Origin of the sequence: Microbacterium esteraromaticum, from assembly GCF_028747645.1 — a bacterium.
Lineage (GTDB): Bacteria > Actinomycetota > Actinomycetes > Actinomycetales > Microbacteriaceae > Microbacterium > Microbacterium esteraromaticum_C.
In genome coordinates this window covers 2810512-2832370 of sequence record NZ_CP118100.1, presented here as the reverse complement: position 1 = coordinate 2832370, position 21859 = coordinate 2810512, and the positions used below count along the sequence as shown (strand labels likewise).

At 69.9% G+C, this 21859-nt stretch carries 18 protein-coding genes; 11 read left to right on the top strand and 7 right to left on the bottom strand.

Going from position 1 to position 21859, the window contains the following annotated elements:
• Position 1: 1 nt before the first annotated feature.
• The 6 genes from PTQ19_RS13620 to rocD all read left to right on the top strand — a co-directional run bounded on the left by PTQ19_RS13620 (position 2) and on the right by rocD (position 7739).
• Positions 2–3691, top strand: a complete 3690-nt coding sequence (locus tag PTQ19_RS13620) for a proline dehydrogenase family protein (protein ID WP_274367721.1) — start codon at positions 2–4, stop codon at positions 3689–3691.
• Positions 3692–3880: 189 nt separating this feature from the next.
• A complete protein-coding gene (locus PTQ19_RS13615; protein ID WP_274367720.1) occupies positions 3881–4303 on the top strand; it encodes a hypothetical protein in 423 nt (140 codons plus the stop codon).
• A complete protein-coding gene (locus tag PTQ19_RS13610) occupies positions 4303–4518 on the top strand; it encodes a helix-turn-helix transcriptional regulator (protein WP_274367719.1) in 216 nt (71 codons plus the stop codon). The genes PTQ19_RS13615 and PTQ19_RS13610 overlap by 1 nt, the downstream gene beginning before the upstream one ends.
• Position 4519: 1 nt before the next feature.
• The gene (locus PTQ19_RS13605; protein WP_274367718.1) at positions 4520–5530 is read left to right on the top strand and encodes an NAD(P)-dependent alcohol dehydrogenase; all 1011 of its coding nucleotides are present in this window, start codon (positions 4520–4522) and stop codon (positions 5528–5530) included.
• A gap of 119 nt (positions 5531–5649) precedes the next feature.
• The gene (gene ddaH, locus PTQ19_RS13600; protein WP_274367717.1) at positions 5650–6543 is read left to right on the top strand and encodes a dimethylargininase; all 894 of its coding nucleotides are present in this window, start codon (positions 5650–5652) and stop codon (positions 6541–6543) included.
• The gene (rocD, locus tag PTQ19_RS13595; protein ID WP_274367716.1) at positions 6543–7739 is read left to right on the top strand and encodes an ornithine--oxo-acid transaminase; all 1197 of its coding nucleotides are present in this window, start codon (positions 6543–6545) and stop codon (positions 7737–7739) included. Before ddaH ends, rocD begins: the two co-directional genes overlap by 1 nt.
• Positions 7740–7992: 253 nt before the next feature.
• Here rocD and PTQ19_RS13590 read toward each other — a convergent pair whose 3' ends face one another.
• From PTQ19_RS13590 to PTQ19_RS13560, 7 genes are all read right to left on the bottom strand, one after another.
• A complete protein-coding gene (locus PTQ19_RS13590) occupies positions 7993–9822 on the bottom strand; it encodes a BCCT family transporter (RefSeq protein ID WP_274367715.1) in 1830 nt (609 codons plus the stop codon).
• Positions 9823–9894: 72 nt separating this feature from the next.
• Positions 9895–11496, bottom strand: a complete 1602-nt coding sequence (locus tag PTQ19_RS13585) for an ABC transporter permease (RefSeq protein WP_274367714.1) — start codon at positions 11494–11496, stop codon at positions 9895–9897.
• Positions 11493–12440 carry an ABC transporter ATP-binding protein gene (locus PTQ19_RS13580; protein ID WP_274367713.1) on the bottom strand — a complete coding sequence of 316 codons (948 nt, stop codon included), beginning with the start codon at positions 12438–12440 and terminating at the stop codon, positions 11493–11495. The genes PTQ19_RS13585 and PTQ19_RS13580 overlap by 4 nt, the downstream gene beginning before the upstream one ends.
• A 43-nt stretch (positions 12441–12483) precedes the next feature.
• A complete protein-coding gene (locus PTQ19_RS13575; protein WP_274367712.1) occupies positions 12484–14073 on the bottom strand; it encodes a molybdopterin-dependent oxidoreductase in 1590 nt (529 codons plus the stop codon).
• A gap of 58 nt (positions 14074–14131) precedes the next feature.
• Positions 14132–15316 carry a multidrug effflux MFS transporter gene (locus PTQ19_RS13570; protein ID WP_179409882.1) on the bottom strand — a complete coding sequence of 395 codons (1185 nt, stop codon included), beginning with the start codon at positions 15314–15316 and terminating at the stop codon, positions 14132–14134.
• A 3-nt stretch (positions 15317–15319) separates the two neighbouring features.
• The gene (locus tag PTQ19_RS13565) at positions 15320–16657 is read right to left on the bottom strand and encodes an MFS transporter (protein WP_274369080.1); all 1338 of its coding nucleotides are present in this window, start codon (positions 16655–16657) and stop codon (positions 15320–15322) included.
• Positions 16658–16662: 5 nt separating this feature from the next.
• The gene (locus PTQ19_RS13560) at positions 16663–17094 is read right to left on the bottom strand and encodes a MarR family winged helix-turn-helix transcriptional regulator (RefSeq protein ID WP_179409883.1); all 432 of its coding nucleotides are present in this window, start codon (positions 17092–17094) and stop codon (positions 16663–16665) included.
• A 112-nt stretch (positions 17095–17206) separates the two neighbouring features.
• Between PTQ19_RS13560 and PTQ19_RS13555 the strand changes: the two genes are divergently transcribed.
• Genes PTQ19_RS13555 through PTQ19_RS13535 form a run of 5 tightly spaced genes read left to right on the top strand, consistent with a single transcriptional unit; the run spans position 17207 to position 21813 of the window.
• Positions 17207–17947, top strand: a complete 741-nt coding sequence (locus tag PTQ19_RS13555; protein ID WP_274367711.1) for a copper homeostasis protein CutC — start codon at positions 17207–17209, stop codon at positions 17945–17947.
• A gap of 32 nt (positions 17948–17979) precedes the next feature.
• Positions 17980–18843 (top strand): alpha/beta fold hydrolase, encoded by an 864-nt coding sequence (locus PTQ19_RS13550; protein ID WP_274367710.1) that lies wholly within the window; start codon positions 17980–17982, stop codon positions 18841–18843.
• Positions 18844–18882: 39 nt separating this feature from the next.
• Positions 18883–19932 (top strand): lipoyl protein ligase domain-containing protein, encoded by a 1050-nt coding sequence (locus tag PTQ19_RS13545; RefSeq protein ID WP_206822394.1) that lies wholly within the window; start codon positions 18883–18885, stop codon positions 19930–19932.
• Positions 19929–20885 (top strand): DNA-methyltransferase, encoded by a 957-nt coding sequence (locus PTQ19_RS13540; protein WP_274367709.1) that lies wholly within the window; start codon positions 19929–19931, stop codon positions 20883–20885. Before PTQ19_RS13545 ends, PTQ19_RS13540 begins: the two co-directional genes overlap by 4 nt.
• A 34-nt stretch (positions 20886–20919) precedes the next feature.
• Positions 20920–21813 (top strand): LysR family transcriptional regulator, encoded by an 894-nt coding sequence (locus PTQ19_RS13535; protein WP_274367708.1) that lies wholly within the window; start codon positions 20920–20922, stop codon positions 21811–21813.
• The last annotated feature ends 46 nt before the right edge of the window (positions 21814–21859 follow it).

The following is a 21859-nucleotide window of genomic DNA, read 5'->3' as shown; positions in this document are numbered from 1 at the left end:
CATGGCAGAGCAGTCGTCATCGCCCACCGGAAGCGACCTGGCAGAAGCGGCCGTCGAACTCGCCGCGCGCTGGGTTCTGCAGGCCGCCGATGAGCACGTCGACCCGGCCGCCGAGCGCCTCGCGGGGGTGCTGCAGGATCCGAAGGGGATGCCCTTCACCCTGGGCTTCGTCGACGGGGTGATGCGCCCGGAGAGCGCGTCGGCGGCAGCATCCAATCTGCATCGGGTCGCGACGCTCGCGCCCGACTTCCTGCCCTGGTACCTGCGCGGCGTGGTGCGGCTCGGTGGGGGCGTCGCCCCGCTGCTGCCCGTGCCCACCGTGCCGATCGCACGGCGCGTGCTGCGTGAGATGGTCGGCCATCTCATCGTCGACGCGCGACCCGACAAGCTCGGACCCGCGCTGCAGAAGCTGCGCGTCTCGGGCTCGCGGCTCAATCTCAACCTGCTCGGCGAGGCGGTGCTCGGCGAGGCCGAGGCGAAGCGCCGGCTCGACGGCATCCACGCGCTGATCCGCCGCGACGACGTCGACTACGTCTCAGTGAAGGTGTCGGCGATCATCAGTCGCATCTCGATGTGGGCGTTCGACGAGATCGTCGACCAGGTGATCGAGCGTCTTCTGCCGCTCTACGTGACCGCCGCGGCGAACGGCACGTTCATCAACCTCGATATGGAAGAGTACCGCGACCTCGATCTGACGGTCGCGGTGTTCACGCGTCTGCTGGAGGATCCACGGCTGAAGCGCCTTGAGGCGGGCATCGTGCTGCAGACCTACCTGCCCGACGCGCTGCCCGCGCTGCGCGAGCTGACCGCCTGGGCGCGCGACCGCCTCGACCACGGCGGTGCGCCCATCAAGGTGCGGCTCGTCAAGGGCGCCAACCTCGCGATGGAGAAAGTGGATGCCGTGATGCACGGCTGGCCGCAGGCCCCGTACACCACCAAGCTCGACACCGACGCGAACTACCTGCGCTGCCTCGACGAGGCCTTCACGCCCCGCAACGCCGCCGCCGTGCGCATCGGCGTCGCCGGGCACAATCTCTTCGACATCGCCTATGCGTGGTTGCTGGCGGGGGAGCGCGAGGTGCGCGACGCCATCGAGTTCGAGATGCTGCTCGGCATGGCGCAGGGGCAGGTGGCGGCCGTGGCCCGCGAGGTCGGCGAGGTGCTGCTGTACGTGCCCGTGGTCGATCCCGCCGAGTTCGACGTCGCGATCAGCTATCTCGTGCGCCGTCTCGACGAGAACGCGTCGCCGTCGAACTTCCTCTCGGCGGCGTTCCATCTCGCCGAGGACCCGTCGTTGTTCGAGCGTGAGCGGCTGCGCTTCGTGGATTCGCTCACCCGCAAGGACGACCGCACCCTGCAGATCGGGCCGCGGCGCACCCAGGACCGCAACGCACCGGCGCACGAATCCGTGCGTCCCGCGCCGCGCCGGGCGGTCGAGAGCGAAGACCTCACCGGGGTCGTGCTCGATATCGCCCGAGGCTCGGAGGATGACGGCGACGCCTTTCTGCAGACCGCCGTGTACGCGCGTCACGAGCTGGCTGTCGCGGTGGACGGCACCGCAGGTGCCCCCGGTTTCGAGAACACCCCGGACAGCGATCCGGCGTTGCCCGCCAACCGTGAGTGGGCGCGCGGCATCCTCGCCCGCGTCGCCGAGCCCGACGCGTGCGCCCTGGGCCTCGAGACGGTGCGCGCCGCGCGGATCGACGACGAGCGGATGCTGGAGCAGACCCTCGACCGGGTGCAGGCCGGCGGTGCCCAGTGGGGCGCGCGTCCGGCATCCGAACGTGCCGAGATCCTGCAGCGCGCGGCCGTCGCGCTGCAGACGCGACGCGGCGATCTGATCGAGATCGCCGCCGTCGAGACGGGCAAGGTGTTCTCGGAGGCCGATATCGAGGTCAGCGAGGCCGTCGACTTCGCGAAGTACTACGCCAGCCGCGCGCGTGAACTCGACGCGGTCAGTGGCGCGCGTTTCGAGCCGGCGCAGGTGACGGTGGTCACGCCACCGTGGAACTTCCCGCTCGCGATTCCCGCCGGCGGTGTGCTTGCCGCGCTGGCGGCGGGATCCGGGGTCGTCTTCAAGCCCGCCCATCAGGCGCGTCGGTGCGCCGCCGTCATCGCCGAGGCGCTGTGGCAGGCGGGTGTCCCGCGGGACGTACTCGCGCTCGTCGACCTCGGTGAACGCGAACTCGGACGCCGGCTCATCGCGCATCCGTCGGTCGATCGGGTGATCCTCACCGGCGCATGGGACACCGCGGCGCTGTTCCGCTCGTGGCGCCCGGACCTGCCGCTGCTGGCCGAGACCAGCGGAAAGAACGCGATTGTCATCACCCCCACCGCCGATCTCGATCTCGCCGTCGCCGACCTCGTACGCAGCGCCTTCGGCCACGCCGGTCAGAAGTGCTCGGCGGCCTCGCTGGTGATTCTGGTCGGTCCGGTGGGCCGCTCCAAGCGGTTCGTGCGGCAACTGACCGATGCCGTGAAGTCGATGCGGGTGGCCTGGCCGTCGGACCCCGCAGCCGAGATCGGCCCGGTCATCGAACCGCCGCAGGGCAAGCTCGCCTGGGCGCTGAATGACCTGGAGGGTGACGAGAAGTGGCTGATCCGCCCCCGATCGCTCGATGGCAGCGAGCGGCTGTGGAGTCCCGGCGTGCGTGCCGGGGTGCAGCCGGGCTCGCGCACACACCTCGAGGAGTTCTTCGGGCCGATGCTGGGGGTGATGCACGCGGCGACGCTGAGCGAGGCGATCGAGATGCAGAATGCCGTGGCCTACGGGCTGACGGCGGGGCTGCACACGCAGGACCCCGCTGACCTGGAGCTCTGGCTCGAGCGGGTGCAGGCCGGCAACCTCTACGTGAACCGGGGCATCACCGGCGCGATCGTGCAGCGCCAGCCGTTCGGAGGGTGGAAGCGCTCGTCGGTCGGACCCGGCGCGAAGGCCGGCGGGCCGAACTACCTGGTCGGGCTGGGGCGCTGGCGCTCGCAGTCGCGGGGCAAGGTGTCGAGCACCTTGCATCTGCGGGGTCTCGACACCCGCATCTCGACGTTGATCGAGGCGGCGCAGCCCTCGCTCGGGTTCGACGAGTTCGAGTGGCTGCGGCAGGCGGCGCTGTCAGACGCCGTCGCGTGGGATCGCGAGTTCGGTCAGGTGCGTGACGTCTCGCACCTGGGGGTCGAACGCAACCTGTTCCGGTACCGGCCGGTTCCGGTGACGGTGCGTGCGACGTCGGATGCCGGGCTGCACGAAGTGCTGCGGGTGGTGTTCGCCGGCATCCGCGCGGGTGCGACGTTCGTGCTGTCGGTACCGGCGGGCCTTCCCGCCGGCGTGCGCGGGCAGCTCAGTGACTTGGAGGTGCTCATCGCGGTCGAGAGCGACGCGGAGTGGATCGACCGCGTCGCGCGGCGCGGCGGTGCGGTGCACTCCGGAGGGGTGGATGCCGTGATGTCGGATGCCGGGGCCTCGGGCCGTGTGGATGCCGGGCGCGTGCGGCTGGTCGGATCGCGCGAGGCCGTCGCGGCGCTGCACGCGGATCTGGCGCGTGCGGTGGCCGGTGACCCGGATCTCGCCGTCTATGACAATGAGGTGACTACGGCCGGGCGGCTGGAACTGCTGCCGTTCGTGCACGAGCAGGCGATCTCGATCACCGCGCACCGCTTCGGCGACCCCGACGACTGGAGCGCCGGGGTCATCTGAGTCGGCCCGCGCGGGTTGTTCTCGTCGCAAGCGGTCGTTCCGGTCGCAGTTTGTGCCGCTTCCGCGGTGATGTTGCGGGACTTTTTGCGACCTGAACGGGGCGACCGCGACCCGTGTAAAAGATTCTTGACATCGCGCCGCGGGTAGGCGTAACCTCCGTGTAAAGAATCTTTTACACGGAGGTGTGTGATGGTCGCTGAGGAACGGGCCGCCTGGGCCGGACTGATCAGCCTGGTGCTGACGATCCCCGTATACGTGGTGGTGCTCGTGGGTGCTTCCGATCCCACGACATCGTGGCTGCCGATCATGCTGTGGACGATCGGTGCCGGCATCGTGCTCACCGTGCTGATCATCGCGGTCTGGGCGCTCATCGCCCGTGCCCGTGAGGGAGACGCGGTCGCCGCCACCGACATCCGCGACCGCGACATCTCACGTATGGGAACACGCGTCGAGCACGCCTTCCTGGTCATCGCCGGGCTCGGCGTCATCGCCCTGTGCGCGGTGAACGCCGATGTCTTCTGGATCGCACAGACCATGTTCGCCGGGTTCGCCGTCTCGGCTTTCGTCGGCGGAATCGCTCGCGTGATCGCCTACCGGCGGGGGCTCATCTGATGGTCAAGCCGACACTGGTCACCAACAGCATCCGCGCGCACCGCGAACGCGCCGGGCTCACGCAGGCCGAACTCGCCCGCACCATCGGCGTCACCCGCCAGACCCTCATCGCGATCGAACAGGGAAAGTACTCGCCCACGCTCGAACTCGCCTTCCAGATCGCCCGCGCGCTCCAGCTCGGGCTCGATGACCTCTTCCAATACCCGGAGGAATGACATGACCGTTTCGACCACCGCCATGACCGCCTGGATGCAGCACCGCTACGGGCCGGCATCCGGCATCCGACGCCACGAGCGCACCATGCCCGAGCCGCGACGCGGCGAGGTGCTGCTGCGCATCGAGGCCACCGCGCTCAACGCCGGAGACGTGCGGATCATGCTCGGCGACCCGCTGATCGTCCGACCCGCCTTCGGACTGCGCGGGCCCCGTCAGCCGGTCCGAGGCATGGATGTCGCGGGTACGGTCGTCGCCCTCGGCGACGGAGTGACGGATGCCACCGTCGGCGACGCCGTCGTGGCCGAACTGCCCGGCGGGGGAGGGCTGGCGCCGTTTGCGACGGCCCCGGTCGCTCGCTGCGTTCCGCGACCCGAGGCCGTGCCGCCGCAGATCGCGGCGACGCTGCCGATCGCGGGCGGAACCGCCTGGCAGGCGCTCGACCTCGCCGGGGTGACCGAGGGCCGCCGGGTGCTCATTCTCGGGGCCTCCGGCGGCGTCGGCACGTTCGCCGTCCAGCTCGCGGCGATCCGTGGCGCCGAGGTGCACGCCACGTCTGGCGAACAGCGCCACCCGCTGCTCTCCGGGCTCGGCGCCGCACGGGTGCTCGGCCGGGACACCCCGGTGGACGAACTGCCCCACGGTGAGTACGACGCGGTGATCCAGATCGCGGGCGGGCAGTCGCTGCGCGCGCTGCAACGGCTCACTCGCCCCGGTGGCACGGTCGTGCTCGTCGGGGGCGACGGTGGACGCGTACTCGGACCGATCCCTCGGATGCTACGGGCCGCTGTGCTCTCGATCGGATCGCGCCATCGCATCCGCCCTCTCGCCGCCGTCGCGAAGCCGGACATCCTCGCGAACCTGCTCGACCTCGTGGCACAGGGGCGCCTGCGTCCTGTGATCGCCGACGAGTACGCATTCGAGGCGGCGGGCGAGGCAATGGCCCGCATCGAGGCGGGGCACGTCGCTGGAAAACTCGTCGTGCACGCTGAGGATTCGCCCACTGCATCGTGAGCCTTCCCGTGAAATAATGGTCTCTGGCGTGCCCGCGTGCATCTTCCCCGTCAATGTTGCGGGTCGAACTTCCGCCGGGCCCCTGGACAGCGTCCGCCGCACCTTCACGAGGAGCCTCCATGTCCATGCCTGAGACCACCACGGCCACCGCACCCACCCGCGTCGCCCACCACCGCCGCTACCTGATGTGCCGTCCCGAGCACTTCACGGTCAGCTACAAGATCAACCCGTGGATGGAGCCCGCCAAGCCCACCGACACGGCCAAGGCCCTCGAGCAGTGGCAGAAGCTGTACGACCTGTACCTCGAGCTCGGTCACGAGGTCGAGCTGATCGAGCCCCTCGACGGCTACCCCGACATGGTCTACACCGCCAACGGCGGATTCGTCATCGACGGCCGCGCCTACGTGCCCGAGTTCTACTTCGAGCAGCGCCAGGGCGAGGCCCCCGCCTTCGCCGAGTGGTTCCGCGCGAACGGCTTCGACACGGTTCTGCCCCAGGAAGTCAACGAGGGCGAGGGCGACTTCCTGCTCGCCGGCGACGTGATCCTCGCCGGCACCGGCTTCCGCTCCGCCGGCGACAGCCACCGCGAGGTGCACGAGGTCTTCGGACGCGAGGTCGTCACGCTCACGCTCGTCGACCCGCGGTTCTACCACCTCGACACCGCGCTCACCGTGCTCGACCCGGTCGTGGGTCACGAGAACGGCGGCCCCGAGCGCGCCAACATCGCCTACCTGCCCGGCGCGTTCGACGAGGCATCCCAGCGCATCCTCGCCGCGCGCTTCCCCGACGCGATCCTCGTCGCCGACGAGGACGGCGCCGTGTTCGGCCTGAACTCGGCCAGCGACGGCTACAACGTGATCATCTCGCCGCGCGCCAAGGGATTCGAGAAGCAGCTGCGCGAGCGCGGATACAACCCGCTCACCGTCGACCTGTCCGAGCTGCTGCTCGGCGGTGGCGGCATCAAGTGCTGCACGCTCGAACTGCGCGGCGCGAAGACCGACGGGGAGTCCTGATGTCGACCTCGACGACCGCGCCGCTCGAACCGCACGTCGCCGAGAACTACAGCCCACTGCCCGTCGTCGTCTCCGAGGCCGACGGGGTGTGGGTGACGGATGCCGACGGCAAGCGCTACCTCGATCTGCTGGCCGCCTACTCGGCTGTCAACTTCGGTCACCGGCATCCGGCGATCGTGCAGGCGCTGACCGCGCAGCTGGGCCGCGTCACGCTCACCAGCCGCGCGTTCATGAACGACCAGCTCGAACCGTTCGCCGCGGCCCTCGCCGAACTGTGCGGCAAAGAGCTGGTGCTGCCGATGAACACCGGCGCCGAGGCCGTCGAGACGGGCATCAAGGTCGCCCGCGCGTGGGGGTACCGGGTCAAGGGCATCCTGGCCGGTCGGGCGCGCATCATCGTCGCCGACGGCAACTTCCACGGCCGCACCACGACGATCGTCAGCTTCAGCGACGATGAGCAGGCGCGTGCCGATTTCGGCCCGTACACGCCCGGTTTCGACGTGGTCGCCTACGGCGATGCGGATGCCATCGCGAACGCGATCACCGACGACACCGCGGCCGTGCTCATCGAGCCGATCCAGGGCGAGGGCGGCGTGATCATCCCACCCGAGGGATACCTGCGCCGGGTCCGAGAGATCTGCGACGAGCGGAGCGTGCTCTTCATCGCCGATGAGATCCAGTCGGGCCTCGGCCGCGTCGGCGAGACCTTCGCCTGCGATCGCGAGGGCGTCGTGCCCGACCTGTACCTGCTGGGCAAGGCGCTCGGTGGGGGCATCCTGCCTGTCTCGGCCGTCGTCGGCAACCGGGATGTGCTCGGGGTGATTCGTCCTGGCGAGCACGGCTCGACGTTCGGCGGCAACCCGCTGGCCGCAGCCGTGGGCACCAAGGTCGTCGAGATGCTCAGCACGGGCGAGTTCCAGCAGCGTGCCCGTCTGCTCGGCGCGCATCTGGCATCCGCTCTCGAACCGCTCATCGGGCACGGTGTGACCGCGGTGCGCATCGCGGGGCTGTGGGCCGGCGTCGATATCGACCCCGCGATCGGAACCGGGCGAGAGATCGCAGAGAAGCTGCGCGAGCGCGGCGTGCTGGTGAAGGACACCCACGGGCAGACCATCCGCATCGCGCCGCCGCTGGTGATCCGCGCGACCGAGCTGGACTGGGCCGTCGAGCAGCTGCGGCACGTGCTCGCCGCGTAGCCCGCGCAGCGCACGCACGCATGCAACACCTCTCCTCCTCACGAGGGGTCAAGAAATGTCGCGTTCAGAGGGTTGGACTGCGCAGAACTTGGCCCCTCGTGGGTCACGCAGCGCACGCAACACCTCTCCTCCTCACGAGGGGTCAAGAAATGTCGTGTTCAGGGGGCTGGACTGCGCGATTCTTGACCCCTCGTGGGTGGGGACGGGCCGGGGCGCGTGGGGCTTGGGCGCGAGTGCGCGAGTGCGCGGGGCTTCAGTCCTTCAGGAACGGGCCTGCGTCCTGCGAGGGAACGTCGGGGTCGTCGAGGCCGGCGAGCTCGTCCTGATCCACGAGTACGTCGACGTCGATCGTCGACGGCGACGCATCCACGTGACTCTCGATCGCGAGTGCTGTCGGCGTGATGCGCGACGGCTCGGTCGGCGCCACGGGCAGCCCGAACCGGCGCTGCAGGCTACGCATCCATCGGGGCTGGGCTCCCAGCACGCCGGTGGCGTCGTGCGCCTCGACCTCCAGGCCGTAGTAGTCGCCGATCCGGTCGATGAACTGCGCACGCTCGGCCTTCGCATAGGCGCGGCGCTCACGGGTGAACGCCACGACAGTCGACCAGCAGATCAGCAGCATCACCACACTGAAAGGCAGCGCGATCGTGATCGCCGCCGTCTGCAGCGCGGTGAGGCCTCCGGCCAGCAGGAGCGCGATCGCCAGCAGGGCCGTCGCCGCGACGAAGAACGTGCGGATCCATCGGCGCGGTTCGGGCTTGCCACCGGTGGCGATCATGCCCATCACCAGGGCGCCCGAATCGGCCGAGGTCACGAAGAAGATCGTCAGCAGCAACAGCACACCGATGCTGACGATCGCCGACCCGGGCACGTGCTGCAGCATCTCGAACAGCGCACCCTGCAAGTCCACCTCGCCATCGGGTCCGGTGAGGGTGCCCGGGTTGGCGAGCTCCATCGCCAGCCCAGAGCCGCCGAGCACGGCGAACCACAGGATGCCGAGCAGCGTCGGCACCATGATCACGCCGATCACGAACTCGCGCACCGAGCGGCCCTTCGAGACCCGGGCAATGAAGATGCCGACGAAGGGCGCCCACGAGATCCACCAGCCCCAGTAGAACGACGTCCACCCCGCCTGCCATTGCTCGCCGGCCTCGCCCTGGAACGCACTCACGTTGAACGACAGACCCACGAAGTTCTGCACGTAGTACCCGATCGACTGCACGAAGTCGCGCAACAGGAACTCGGTCGGGCCGACAGCCAGCAGGTAGAGCACCAGCAGCCCGGCCAGCACCAGGTTGGCGTTCGACAGCCACTTCATACCGCGGGTGACGCCCGACAGCACCGACATCAGCACGAACACCGAGATGATGAGGATCAGCACGACCTGGGTCGCCTCGTCGGGGTCGGCGAAGCCTGCCGCATGCAGGCCGGAGCTCATCTGCAGCACACCGAGCCCGAGCGAGGTCGCGACGCCGAAGAGGGTGCCGACCAGGGCGATCACGTCGATCGTGTGCCCCCAGCCGCCTTCGACGCGCTTGCCGAGCAGAGGTTCGAGCGTCCACCGGATCGACACGGGCCGCCGACGGCGATGGATCGCGTACGAGAGGGCGAGCCCGATCACGACGTAGATCGACCAGGCGTGCACGCCCCAGTGCAGGTACGTCTGCCCCAGCGCCCCCTGTGCGAGCTGCTCGGGTGTTCCCGTCACGCCGGGTCGCGGGTTCACGAAGTGGCTGAGAGGTTCGCTGACACCGTAGAAGACCAGACCGATGCCCATTCCGGCGGCGAACAGCAGCGAGAACCAGCTCATCAGCGAGAACTCGGGCTCTTCGTCGTCTCGCCCGAGCTTGATATCACCGAACCGGCTGAAGCCGAGGAACAGGCTGAACGCGACGAAGAACGCCGCGATCAGCACGTAGTACCAGTTGAAGGCGTTCACGATCGAGGTCTGCACGGCCGCGAACACCTCTTCGGCGACCTGCGGGAACAGCAGGGTGAACAAGACGAACGCGATGATGATCGCCGCCGCGGGCCAGAAGACCCATCGCAGAACCTGGGGTTCGCGCATCTCGGTCTCGGTCATCTGAGTCGCCTCGCCGTGTCCGCTCATGCCCTCCACGCTATCCAGTGCGGGTCACAGGTGACGAATGCGGCCTCAGGATGCGGGGTGCAACTCGCGTCGGCGCATGAGCCACAGCGCTGCCGCAGCACCCAGCACGGTGATCGCGAGCAGCCACCATCCGCCATTGACGTCGATTCCGTCGGGTCCCGGCGCCGGCGCCTGCGCGAAGGGCGACAGCCGGGTCGCCCATTCCGGTAGCGAGAACAGTGGGCCGAACAGGCCGATGAGCAACGCGACGAGCACCAGCATCCACCCGAAGACGATCGTCGCTCGCGGCGCGACGACGAAGACTAGCGCGGTCAGCGCCAGGATCACTGCGGCCGCCAGCCCCTGGCCCGCGCCGGCGATGACAGCGTCGGCGACCAGGTCGGCACCGCCGCGCAGACCTCCCAGCGCCGATCCTGCGATCGCGGCGGCCAGGGTCAGTGCCGCCGCGGCAGCCGCCGCCACGAGGTGCGAGGCCAGCCAGCGGGTTCGGTCGACGGCGCCCGCCAGGACGGGCTCGGCGGTGCCGTGTGCCTCTTCCTGGCGGGCCCGGCAGACCGTCTGCACAGCGGCGCACGAGGCGAGCACGCCGACGATCAGGTAGAAGACCACGACCATGCTCTGCTCGATGTCGTTCTGCTGCGACATCGCTTCGAGCAACTGCTGCACCGAGTCGATCCGCGCGAGTTCGTTCATCGCCGAGGTGAGGCTCGTGGCCAAGACGCCGGCGATCAGTCCGCCCGTCGCCCATCCCCACGCGGCGCCGCGCGACAGACGCCAGGCCAGGCCGATCGGCGATCCCAGCATCCGCGACGCCGAGGCGCGACCGTGTCGTTGCGGCACGATGCCCTCGCCGAGATCGCGCGTCGACTGCACGAGGAACGCTGCGGTCGCGAGCAGAACGCCCAGGGCGATGCCCAGCAGTGCCGGCCAAGTGACGTCATCGGCGTAGGCGCGGGTGTTCTCGGCCCATCCGATGGGCGACAGCCAGGTCAGCCAGCTGCTCTCCAGACGGGTGAGGTCGTCGCTGGGCGTGCCGAGCGCGTTGCCGAGCCCGGCGGTCAGGTAGGCCGCGACCAGCAGCCACACGGCCAGGGAGTTCGCGCCGCGTGAGGTGCGCATCAGTTGCGCCGACAGCAGCCCGACCCCGAGAAAGCACAGACCGACGGATGCCACGGCGAGCCCTGCGATGAGTGAGCCCGCGACCGGGTACCCCAGGGCGATGAACGCGAGGGCGATGCCGACGCCGATCACCGTGTTGACGAGGAGGCCGTGCAGCGTGGTCGCCGCCAGGGGGAGCACTCGCGCCGCGGGGGTTGCCGCGATCAGTTCGGCCCGCCCCTGCTCCTCATCGGTGCGGGTATGGCGCACGGCGAGGAACACGCTCATCATGCCGACGAGCATCGACAGGAACGGGAGGATCAGGAACACCGCTACCTGCGCCTCGCCCGCCCCGGACGGCAACCCGCGGAACAGCAGGATGACCGGATTGGCCATTACCGCGGCCAGCAGCCCGTGGCGGTCGGCCTCGGTCGTGAACGAGGCGGTGACACCGCCGACCGCGGCCGCAGCGAGCAGCGTCGTTCCGACGACCCACAGCGGCACCTGCAGGCGGTCGCGGCGCAGCCGCAGCAGCAGGAGCGTCCTCATTGACGGAGCTTCCCGCGTGCGTCCACTGTGTCGTCCACTGTGTCGTCCACCACGTCGCCGTAGTGACGCAGGAACAGCTCTTCCAGCGAGGGTGGTTCGATGCGCAGTCCCGTAACGGCCCGACGGGAGAGTTCCGGGAGGACGGCGGTGACCCGGTCGCTGTCGACCGTGAATCGGGCGCGGCCGCCACGCACAGCGCCGTCGTGGGCTTCGGGGATCCCTGCTAGAGCGTCGTCGGAGGTCGCGTCGAACGAGACCTCGGTGCGGGTGAGGTGCCGCAGGTCGGTGAGGGTGCCGGTCTCGACGATGCACCCCGCCCGGATGATCGATACGTGATCGCACGTGTGCTCGACTTCGCTCAGGATGTGGCTCGAGAGCAGCACGGTCGCGCCGCCGTCCCTCAACCGGGTGAGCTCATGCCGAAACGTCACTTCCATCAGCGGGTCCAGGCCGCTGGTCGGCTCATCGAGGATGTACAGGTCGGCGGGAACCGCGAGAGCCGCGACGAGCGCGACCTTCTGCCGGTTGCCCTTCGAGTACGAGCGACCCTTCTTGTGGGGGTCGAGCTGAAACACGTCCAGCAGACGCGCTCGCTGTGCGCGGTAGTCGGCGGCGTCGGTGCGGGCGCCGCGCAGCCGGGCGAGCAGGTCGATCGCCTCGCCGCCCGACAGGTTCGGCCACAGGCTGACATCGCCGGGCACGTACGCGATGCGCCGATGCAGGCGGGCGGCCGACGTCCACGGGTCCTCGCCGAACACCGACACAGTCCCGCCGGTCTTGCGCGCCAGCCCCAGGAACACGCGGATCGCGGTGGACTTGCCGGCGCCGTTGGGGCCGAGGAAGCCGTGCACCTGCCCGGCGCCGATCTCGAGGTCGAGGCCGTCGAGGGCGCGCACCCGTCCGTAGGTCTTCGTCAGCCCGCGCGTGCGGATGATGGGGTCCATGCGACAGGACGCTACTCCTGTCGTGCCGCCGGCGGAATGGGGCTCACGCCACGGTCGCGGTGACGGTGTGCCATCCGGTCGCGCCGTCGGGCGCGGGAGGAGCGGATGCCCCGGTCTGGACGTTCCCGTCGGCATCGATCGCCCGACAGCGCAGCACGTGCGCGCCCGGGGTGGCGCGCCAGGGCATCCGCCACTGCACCCACGTGTCGGACGAGAGCGCCGGGGCGAGCTCGGCACGCTGCCACGGGTCGTCGTCGACCTGCACCTCGACGCCGGACACACCGGTGCCGGGCTGCCAGGCGACGCCGGCGATCACGGCGTCGCCGGCGGCGATCTGCGCGCCCGAGCGCGGTACGTCGATGCGCGACTGCAGTTTGATCGGACCGCGTGCCGACCAGCCGCGGTCGGTCCAGTACGCCCGCGACCGATCGAAGCGGGTCACCTCAAGGTCGGTCACCCACTTCGTCGCCGAGACGTACCCGTACAGGCCGGGCACGACCATTCGCGCGGGAAAGCCGTGCTCCAGAGGGAGGGGCTCGCCGTTCATGCCGATCGCGAGCAGAGCGTCGCGGTCGTCGGTGAGCGCTTCCAAGGGGGTGCCGGCGGTGAAGCCGTCGGCCGAGGTCGACAGCACCATATCGGCGTCGGCGTGCGGTTGAGCACGGGCAAGGAGCTCGCGGATCGGGTATCCCAGCCACACAGCGTTGCCGACCAGGTCTCCGCCCACCGGATTCGATACGCACGACAGGGTGACCGGTGCCTCGATCAGCGGCAGGGCGAGCAGCTCGTCCCAGGTCAGCCGCACCTCGTGGTCGACCAGACCATGGATGCGCAGCTGCCACTGCGCCGGGTCGACGGTGGGCACCACGAGGGCGGTGTCGATGCGGTAGAAGTCGCTGTTCGGAGTGATCAGCGGGCTGAGCCCGGCGACATCGAGCGCTGCTCCGGCCGGTGCCGCCGGAGCGGGCACGGCCGGTCGGGGCAGGCGGATCGCGTCGCGCACGACCGTGACCGCGGTCGAACCGGCGCGGGCGAGCGTGCCGCCCACCGCCAGGGCGACCCCGACGATCGCGGCACCACCGGTCCAGGCGAGGAAGCGCCGCCGGGAGTGCGCGGACGTGTCGGATGGTGCGCCCTCCGGCGCGACCCCCTCGGACGGCACGACCCCCTCGGCGGGCACGACCCCTTCGGCGGGCACGACCCCTTCGGCAGGCACGAGCGAAAGCAGCGTCCGCAGGAACACCGCCGCGACGGCGCCCGCGACGACGGCGGGCAGCCACGACAGCGGTCCCGCGTCGGCCCGGGTGAGCGCGAGAACGCCGACTCCGACGCCCAGCGCGGCGAACGCGATGACGCCGACACCCCGCCACCGAGATTCGGCGACGCCTGCGATGGCCGCGACGGCGAGCAGCGCGACGCCGATGCCGATCAGCAGCGCGAGCTTGTCGGCCGTGCCGAACCAGGCGATCGCGGTGTCTTTCGCCCATGTCGGCGCCGCGTCGATGAGGGCGCCGCCGATCACGGCGAACGGGCTGGCCGTCGGTGCCGCCAGGGCCGCGACGAGCTCGCCTGCTCCTGCGCCCAGCAGCGCTGCCGCGCCACCGGCCGCTGCCGCCGCACCGGATCGCCTCATGACTCCACGTTACGAGCCCCGGCCCGCGTCGTGCGCCTGATCTTCGCGCGAGGCGGCGCTACGCGTTCCGGGCGCCGCGGGCGCTCGCCACGGCCAGCAGCACGAGTGCCCCGACGAGCGCTGCGAGCATGGTTCCGCCGAGAACCGCGGCCGAGACTCCGAACAGCGAGACCAGCGGCGGCACGAGGGCGCCCAGCAGCATCGAGACGGTGCCGAGCACGGCGGATGCCGACCCGGCGCTGCGCGTGATCTGGCCCAAACCGAGCGCGGTGAGCGAGGGGTTGTTGATGCCGTGCGATGACATGACGACGAACAGCGGCACCAGCAGCCACGGCAGTGACGAGTCGAGCATCCCTGCCAGCAGCACCGCGATCGCGGCTGCCGCGGCGATCGACAACGACCACCGCACGACCCGCTGAGCGGGGGCTCGGCGGGCGAGGCGCCGGTTGAGGGTCGCAGCGGCGAGGATGCCGACCGAGTTCGCCGCAAACACCAGGGCGAAGCCCTGCGGACTCAGACCGTACTGCTGCTGCAGCACGAACGGCGACATCTGCAGGTACGAGAACAGGGCGATCGAGGCGAGACCGAGCGTGGCGGCCGCGAGCATGAACGGACCGTTCGTGAGGGCCGCACCGATGCCGCGGAAGTCGTTGCGGATGCCACCGGCGGTGCGGTCGTCGGGGGCGTGCGTCTCGGGGACGGCGAGGGCGGCGACCGCGAGCAGCAGCGCACCGATCACGGCGAGCGTCACGAAGACGCCACGCCAGTCCGACACCAGGGCGATGCCGCCGCCCACGAGCGGGGCGAGCACCGGCGTGATGCCGAGCACGGCGGCGAGTGTGGAGTACGCCGCGACCGCTTCGGCACCCGAGAACAGGTCGTGCACCACGGCGCGGGCGATCACCATTCCGGCGGCGCCACACAGTCCCTGCACGATGCGGATGCCGATCAGCACCTCGATCGTGGGTGCTACGGCGCACAGCAGCGAGGTGACGATGAACCCGGTGATCGCGATGAACAGCGGCATCCGCCGTCCGTACCGGTCACTGATCGGCCCCCACAGCAGCTGGCCCAGCGCCAGGCCGATCATGCACGCGCTCAAGGTGAACTGGGTCAGCGACTCGGAAGCGCCCAGGTCACTGCCGAGCTGTGGCAGCGACGGCAGGTAGACATCGAGTGAGAGCGGGCCGAAGGCCGTCAGTGCGCCGAGCGCGAGGAGCAGTGAGCGCGGATGCCGCTGCACGGGTCAGCGCTTGCTCTTGCGAAGGCGGGGCAGGCGGATCGGCGAGGTGATCGCGGTGCGCTCGTCGAAGGTCTCGGGTTCCATCGCGCGCACGACCGAGACCGGTCGGGTCTCGTCGAGCGTGAGCTTGAACTTCGCCCCCTCGCGCCGGTGCAGGCGGCCGGACCACAGCATCCACCCGACGCCGATCCCGAACGCGACGATGCCGGCGACGCCGCCGACGACGATCGCGGTGCGCGCCGAGAAAGCATCGACGATCCACCCGGCGATCGGCGCGCCGATCGGCGTCGATCCCATGATGACCGCCATGTACAGCGCGAGCACTCGGCCGCGCAGCGCTGGCTCGGTCGTCGTCTGCACGTAGCCGTTGGCCGTGGTCAGCATCGAGACGATGCTGAACCCGACGAAGACGAGCACCAGCGCGTAGGTCCAGTACGTCGGCGCGAACGCCGAGAGGACGGATGCCACCCCGAACCCTCCCGCCGAGAGCACCAGCACCCTCACCCGGGCGCGGTCTCGCCGCGCCGCGAGCAGTGCGCCCGCCACTGATCCGATCGCGAGCACCGAACTGAGCACGCCGTAGCCATCGGCGTCCTTGCCGAACTCCAGAGCCATCGTCGAGGCGAAGATCGGGAAGTTCATGCCGAACGCGCCGATCAGGAACACCATCACGAACACCACGACGAGGTCGGGCCGGCCCCAGACGTACCGGAAGCCCTCGGCGAGGCCACCCGAGCGGTGGTCCTTGGCGCGCGGGATCAGCTCGTGCACGCGCATCGCGAGCAGGGCGATGATCATGGCGAGGAAGGTGACGGCGTTGGCGACGAACACCCACCCGCTGCCGAGTACGACGATCAGCAGGCCGCCGACGGCCGGGCCGATCAGTCGGGCCATGTTGAACGCCGCTGAGTTCAGCGCGACGGCATTCGAGGCGTCGTCGATGCTCACCATGTCTGACACGAACGCCTGGCGGGCCGGGGCGTCGAAGGCGTTCGCGACGCCGAACGCTGCCGCGAAGCAGAACATCAGCGGAAGCGTCATGACGCCGGTCAGCAGCAGCGCCGCGACGCCGAGCGCCAGCAGCATCAGCGTGGATTGCGTCACGAGAAGCACCTTGCGCCGGTCGAACCGGTCGGCCACCCAACCGGTCATGCTCACCAGCACCAGTGGCGGGCCGAACTGCAGCGCCATGGTGATGCCCATCGCGGTGGCGTCGTTGTCGGTCAGCTCGGTGAGCACCACCCAGTCCTGGGCGGTCGCCTGCATCCAGCCGCCGATGTTCGAGATGACGCCGCCGAGGAACCAGGTGCGGTAGTTGAAGGTGCGGAACGACCGGAACATGCCGCTCATGCGTCGGCCATCCTCTGCAGCAGGGCGGCCGCCTCGCGCAGCACCGCGAGGTCGCTGTCGTCGAGGCCGGCGTCGGTGATCATCGCCGCCAGCAGCTCGTCGCGGCGGCGGATGGTCTCGGTGACCACATCCTCGCCCTGTGGGGTGATCTCGACGTGCACCCGGCGGCGGTCGTCCTCGTCGGGGATGCGCACGACGAGACCCATCTCGACCAGCCCGCCGACGATGGCGCTCATGGTCGGCGCGGTGACGCGTTCGCGCTCGGCGAGCCGCGACAGCGTGTGCCTGCCGTGCGCGCGCAGGCCGCCCAGGATCGCCAGCTGCGCGTCGCTCAGGGAGTCGACGGCTCGCGCGCAGCGGAGGCGCCGGGCGAGGCGGAAGACGGCGTAGCGGAGTTCAGTGGCGGTGGCGGGGAGATCGGCAGTCATTGCTTAGATAGCCTAACTAACTTTTGGGTGCTCCGGGGGATACATTTCGGGGGCGATGAAAATAAAGACCAGAACACTTGACGTCGAGGGCGATCCTGCGAAAATCGTTTTCATGTCACTCGCGCTCGAACTCGCCATCCAGGACCCTGCCGGAATGCGCATCGCGCGCGAGGCGGGTGCGGCGCGCGTCGAACTCACCCAGGCGCTGGCCCTCGGCGGGCTCACGCCCTCTCAGGCGACGATCGAAATCACCAGCGAGGTCGCGGGGGAGGACGGCCCCGAGGTGCACGCCCTGGTGCGCTCCCGTGCCGGCGACTTCCACTACGACGCCGACGAGATCGCCCTCATGGCGCGCGATGTGCGCCTCGCGCTCGCCGCGGGTGCGCACGGTGTCGTCGTCGGATGCCAGAGCGACGACGGCGCGCTCAACCGGGAGGGTCTCGCACGACTGGTGGATGCTGCCGCTGGCGCCCCGGTGACGCTGCACCGTGTGATCGACACCACCCCCGACCCGATCGCCGCGCTGCGTACGGCGCGAGAACTCGGCATCCGACGTGTCCTGACCTCGGGCGGCGCCTCGCGCGCGGTCGACGGCGTCGACGTGCTGCGCGCGCTCGTCGCCGAGGCCGACGGCGGCATCGAGGTCATGGCGGGAAGCGGCATCACGGCATCCGACGTCGTCGCGATCGCCGCCACCGGAGTCGACGCGGTGCACTTCTCGGCCAAGCGCACGGTGACCGCCGATGGGGGAGTCCGCCTGGGATCCGCCAGCGACGGCGTCGGCGGCTACGAGACCACCGATCGCGACGCGGCACTGGCCGTCGTCGCCGCCCTCGCCCCGGTCGTCGCCTGACCCGCGCCGAGCGAAATCCGTAGACTCGGGCCATGGCCGCACCCACAACAGCCGAGTTCGTCGACGCCCACGGGATCTCGATCGTGTACGACGTGTACACGGCAGAGGGCGAACCGCGCGGCGTCGTGCAGCTGCTGCACGGCGTCGGTGAGCACGCCGGTCGGTACGGGGCCGTCATCGACGCTCTCACGGCGGCCGGCCTCCACGTCTACGCCGACGACCACCGCGGCCACGGGCGCACCGGCATCAGACAACACGGCGGCCCGGCGAAGCTGGGCCGACTGGGTCCGGGCGGTCTGCGCGCCGCCGTCGCCGCCTGCTGGCAGCTCACCGGGATCATCCGCACCCAGCATCCGGAACTGCCGCTCGTGCTGATCGGTCATTCCTGGGGGTCGTTCCTGTCGCAGATGCTGGTGAACCAGCATCCCGAGGCGTACGACGCCGTCGTGCTGACCGGCTCGGCGCTGCGCACCCCCGGTGACCTGAATGCGGCGCCGTTGAACGCGCGCTGGGCGGGGCCCGACGCGCACGGCCTGGAGTGGCTCTCGCGCGACCCCGCCGTGTGGGAGGCGTTCCGCGACGACCCGCTCACGACCGAGACGCCGCTGTTGAAGCTGTTCGGTCCGATCGAGGCGCTGCGCCTGTACGGCCGACCGGCACGCGATCTCGGACGCGACATCCCCGTGCTGCTCATGGTCGGCGGTGACGATCCGGTCGGCGGCCCCCGCAGTGTGCACAAACTCGCCGACGCCTACCGCACGCGATCCGGGCTCACCGACGTCACCACACTGGTGTACCCCGATGCCCGGCACGAGATCTTCCACGAACTGCAGGCCGAATCCGTGCGTGCCGACCTGCTGGCCTGGCTCGACGCGAGGGTGCCCGTCCGGGAGTGAACCCGGTGCGCTCGCGCCCCGGCGGCTTAAGCTGGACGGGTGCATGGTGAGTACAAGGTTCCCGGTGGAAAGCTCGTCGTCGTCGATCTCGAGGTCGAAGACGGCCTGATCCGCGACTTCCGCCTCGCGGGCGATTTCTTCCTCGAACCCGACACGGCCCTCGACGCCATCAACGCCGCGGTCGAGGGTATGCCGGTCGAGGCTGACTCGGCCACGATCGCCGCCGCCGTGCGCGCGGCCCTGCCCGACGGCGCGCAGCTGCTCGGGTTCTCGCCCGAGGCCGTCGGCACTGCCGTGCGGCGCGCCCTGGTCACCGCCCCCGGATGGAGTGACTTCGACTGGGAGGTCGTGCACGAGAAAGCAGTCTCGCCGCGTATGAACCTCGCCCTCGACGAGGTGCTCACCGCCCGCGTCGGCGAAGGGCGTCGGCGCCCCACCCTGCGCATCTGGGAGTGGGACGAATCGGCCGTGGTGATCGGCTCGTTCCAGTCGTACCGCAACGAGGTCGACCCCGACGGTGCCGTGAAGCACGGCTTCGACGTCGTGCGCCGCATCTCGGGTGGCGGCGCGATGATGATGGCCGCGGGTCAGATCATCACGTACTCGCTGTACGTTCCGGCATCCCTCGTGCAGGGCATGACGTTCGCCGACTCGTACGCCTTCCTCGACGACTGGGTGCTGCAGGCGCTGCGCTCGCTCGGTATCGAGGCGACGTATCAGCCGCTCAACGACATCGCCTCACCCACCGGCAAGATCGGCGGTGCGGCGCAGAAGCGCCTCGCCAACGGTGGCGTGCTGCACCACGCCACCATCTCGTACGACATCGACGGCCAGATGATGACCGAAGTGCTGCGCATCGGACGCGAGAAGCTCAGCGACAAGGGCACCACGTCGGCCGCGAAACGCGTCGACCCGCTGCGCACGCAGACCGGCATGGAGCGGTCCGAGATCATCGAGCGATTCAAGAGCACGTTCCGCGCGCTCACCGGCGCCGAGGACGGCGCGATCTCGGACGACGAGTACGCGGCAGCCGAGCAACTGGTGCAGTCGAAGTTCGCCACCGACGCGTGGCTGCACAGGGTTCCGTGACCGAGTCCGCTGCTCGGGGCTCGGTCGAGATCATCCAGGGCGACAATCTGGCCGTCGCGCCCACCCTGGCATCCGGGTCGTTCACCCTCGTCTACCTCGATCCGCCGTTCAACACCGGGCGCACCCGTGAACGGCAGGTCGTCACCGCCCGTCGCCTGCACGCAACTCCGGAGAATCTGGATGATCCCGGCCCAGAACCGGCAGATTCTGCCGAATCTGCCGCAGATCTCCGGAGTTGTGAACCGGAAGCCGACGAGCCGAGCGTCGACCGCGAGGTGCGCCAGGGGTTCCATGGCCACACGTACGAGCGCGTGCGCGGCATGCTGCGCGCATATGACGACCGTTTCGACGACTACGGCGACTTTCTCATCCCCCGCCTGGAAGAGGCGTGGCGGCTGCTGGCCGCCGACGGCACCCTGTATCTGCACCTCGACTACCGAGAAGCGCACTACGCCAAGGTGATGCTCGACGCCGTGTTCGGCCGCGACGCCTTTCTCAACGAGCTGATCTGGGCGTACGACTACGGCGCCAAGTCGCGCAGGCGCTGGCCCACCAAGCACGACACGATCCTGGTCTACGCCAAGACGCCCGGCGCGCACTACTTCGACTCGGATGCCGTCGATCGTGAGCCGTATATGGCGCCGGGGCTCGTGACCGCCGAGAAGGCCGCGCGCGGCAAGTTGCCCACCGACGTCTGGTGGCACACCATCGTGCCGACCACCGGCCGCGAGAAGACGGGATACCCGACGCAGAAGCCCGAGGGGGTGCTGCGCCGTATCGTGCAGGCGTCCAGTCGGCCCGGAGATCGTGTGCTCGACCTGTTCGCGGGATCGGGGACGCTCGGGGCCGTGGCTGCCCCACTCGGACGGCACGCGGTGCTCGTCGACGACAACGCCGATGCGATCCGGGTGATGCACGAGCGGATGCCGCACGCGTACGTCCGCACGATCTGAGGCGTGCCGCGGTGGCCGCAATTAGGATGGGCACGTGTTCGAGCTGAGGCGCCTGCGCCTGTTGCATGAGCTGGCACTGCGCGGCACGATCGCCGGGGTGGCGGCCTCGCTGTCGTACAGTCCGTCGACGGTCTCGCAGCAGCTCGCGCTGCTGGAACGCGAAGCGGGGGTACCGCTGCTCGAACCGGACGGGCGCCGGGTACGACTGACGGCCGAGGGGCGGATGCTGGCAGAGCACGCCGCTCGCGCGCTCGAACTGGACGAGGCAGCTCGCGCGGAGCTGTCGGCGCCGGGGGCACTCGAACCCGTGCGGTTGGCCGCGATGCCGACAGCGGCGCAGACGATCGTGCCGGCTGCGCTGACGCTGCTGGCCGAACGCGCCCCGCAGCTGCGTGTGGAGCTGGCCGAGCTGCCGCCCGAGAAGAGCCTGTTCGAGTTGTCTGCGCGCCGATTCGATCTGGTGATCGCCGAACAGTACCCGGGGCACACCCGCGAGGTGCACGCCGGTCTCGAACATCGACTGCTGGGCGAGGATCCGATCCGCATCGTGCTCCCGCCCGATGAAGAGCCGCGTGGTCTGGCCGAACTCGCCGACCGGGTCTGGGTCATGGAGCCGGCCGGTACGGCCGTGCGCCACTGGGCCGTGCAGCAATGCCGGGCCGCGGGTTTCGAGCCCGATGTGCGGTTCGAGGCCGACGATCTGACCGCTCACCTGAGGCTCATCGCGGCGGGTCATGCGGTGGGGTTGTTGCCCGATCTGATCTGGGGAGATGAGCCCAGCGGCATGAGTCTGGCGACCCTTCCCGGCGCCCCCGTGCGCGAGGTTTTCACCGCCGTGCGGTCGGCGGCACGGGCATCCGAGAGCGTGACGCTGGTGCGCGCGGCGCTTGCCGACGCGTTCGCCGCGCACCGCAAGGTGGCGCCGTAGGCGCACCCGCCACAAAACCATCGATGAAACCAAACAGTCATCGTCG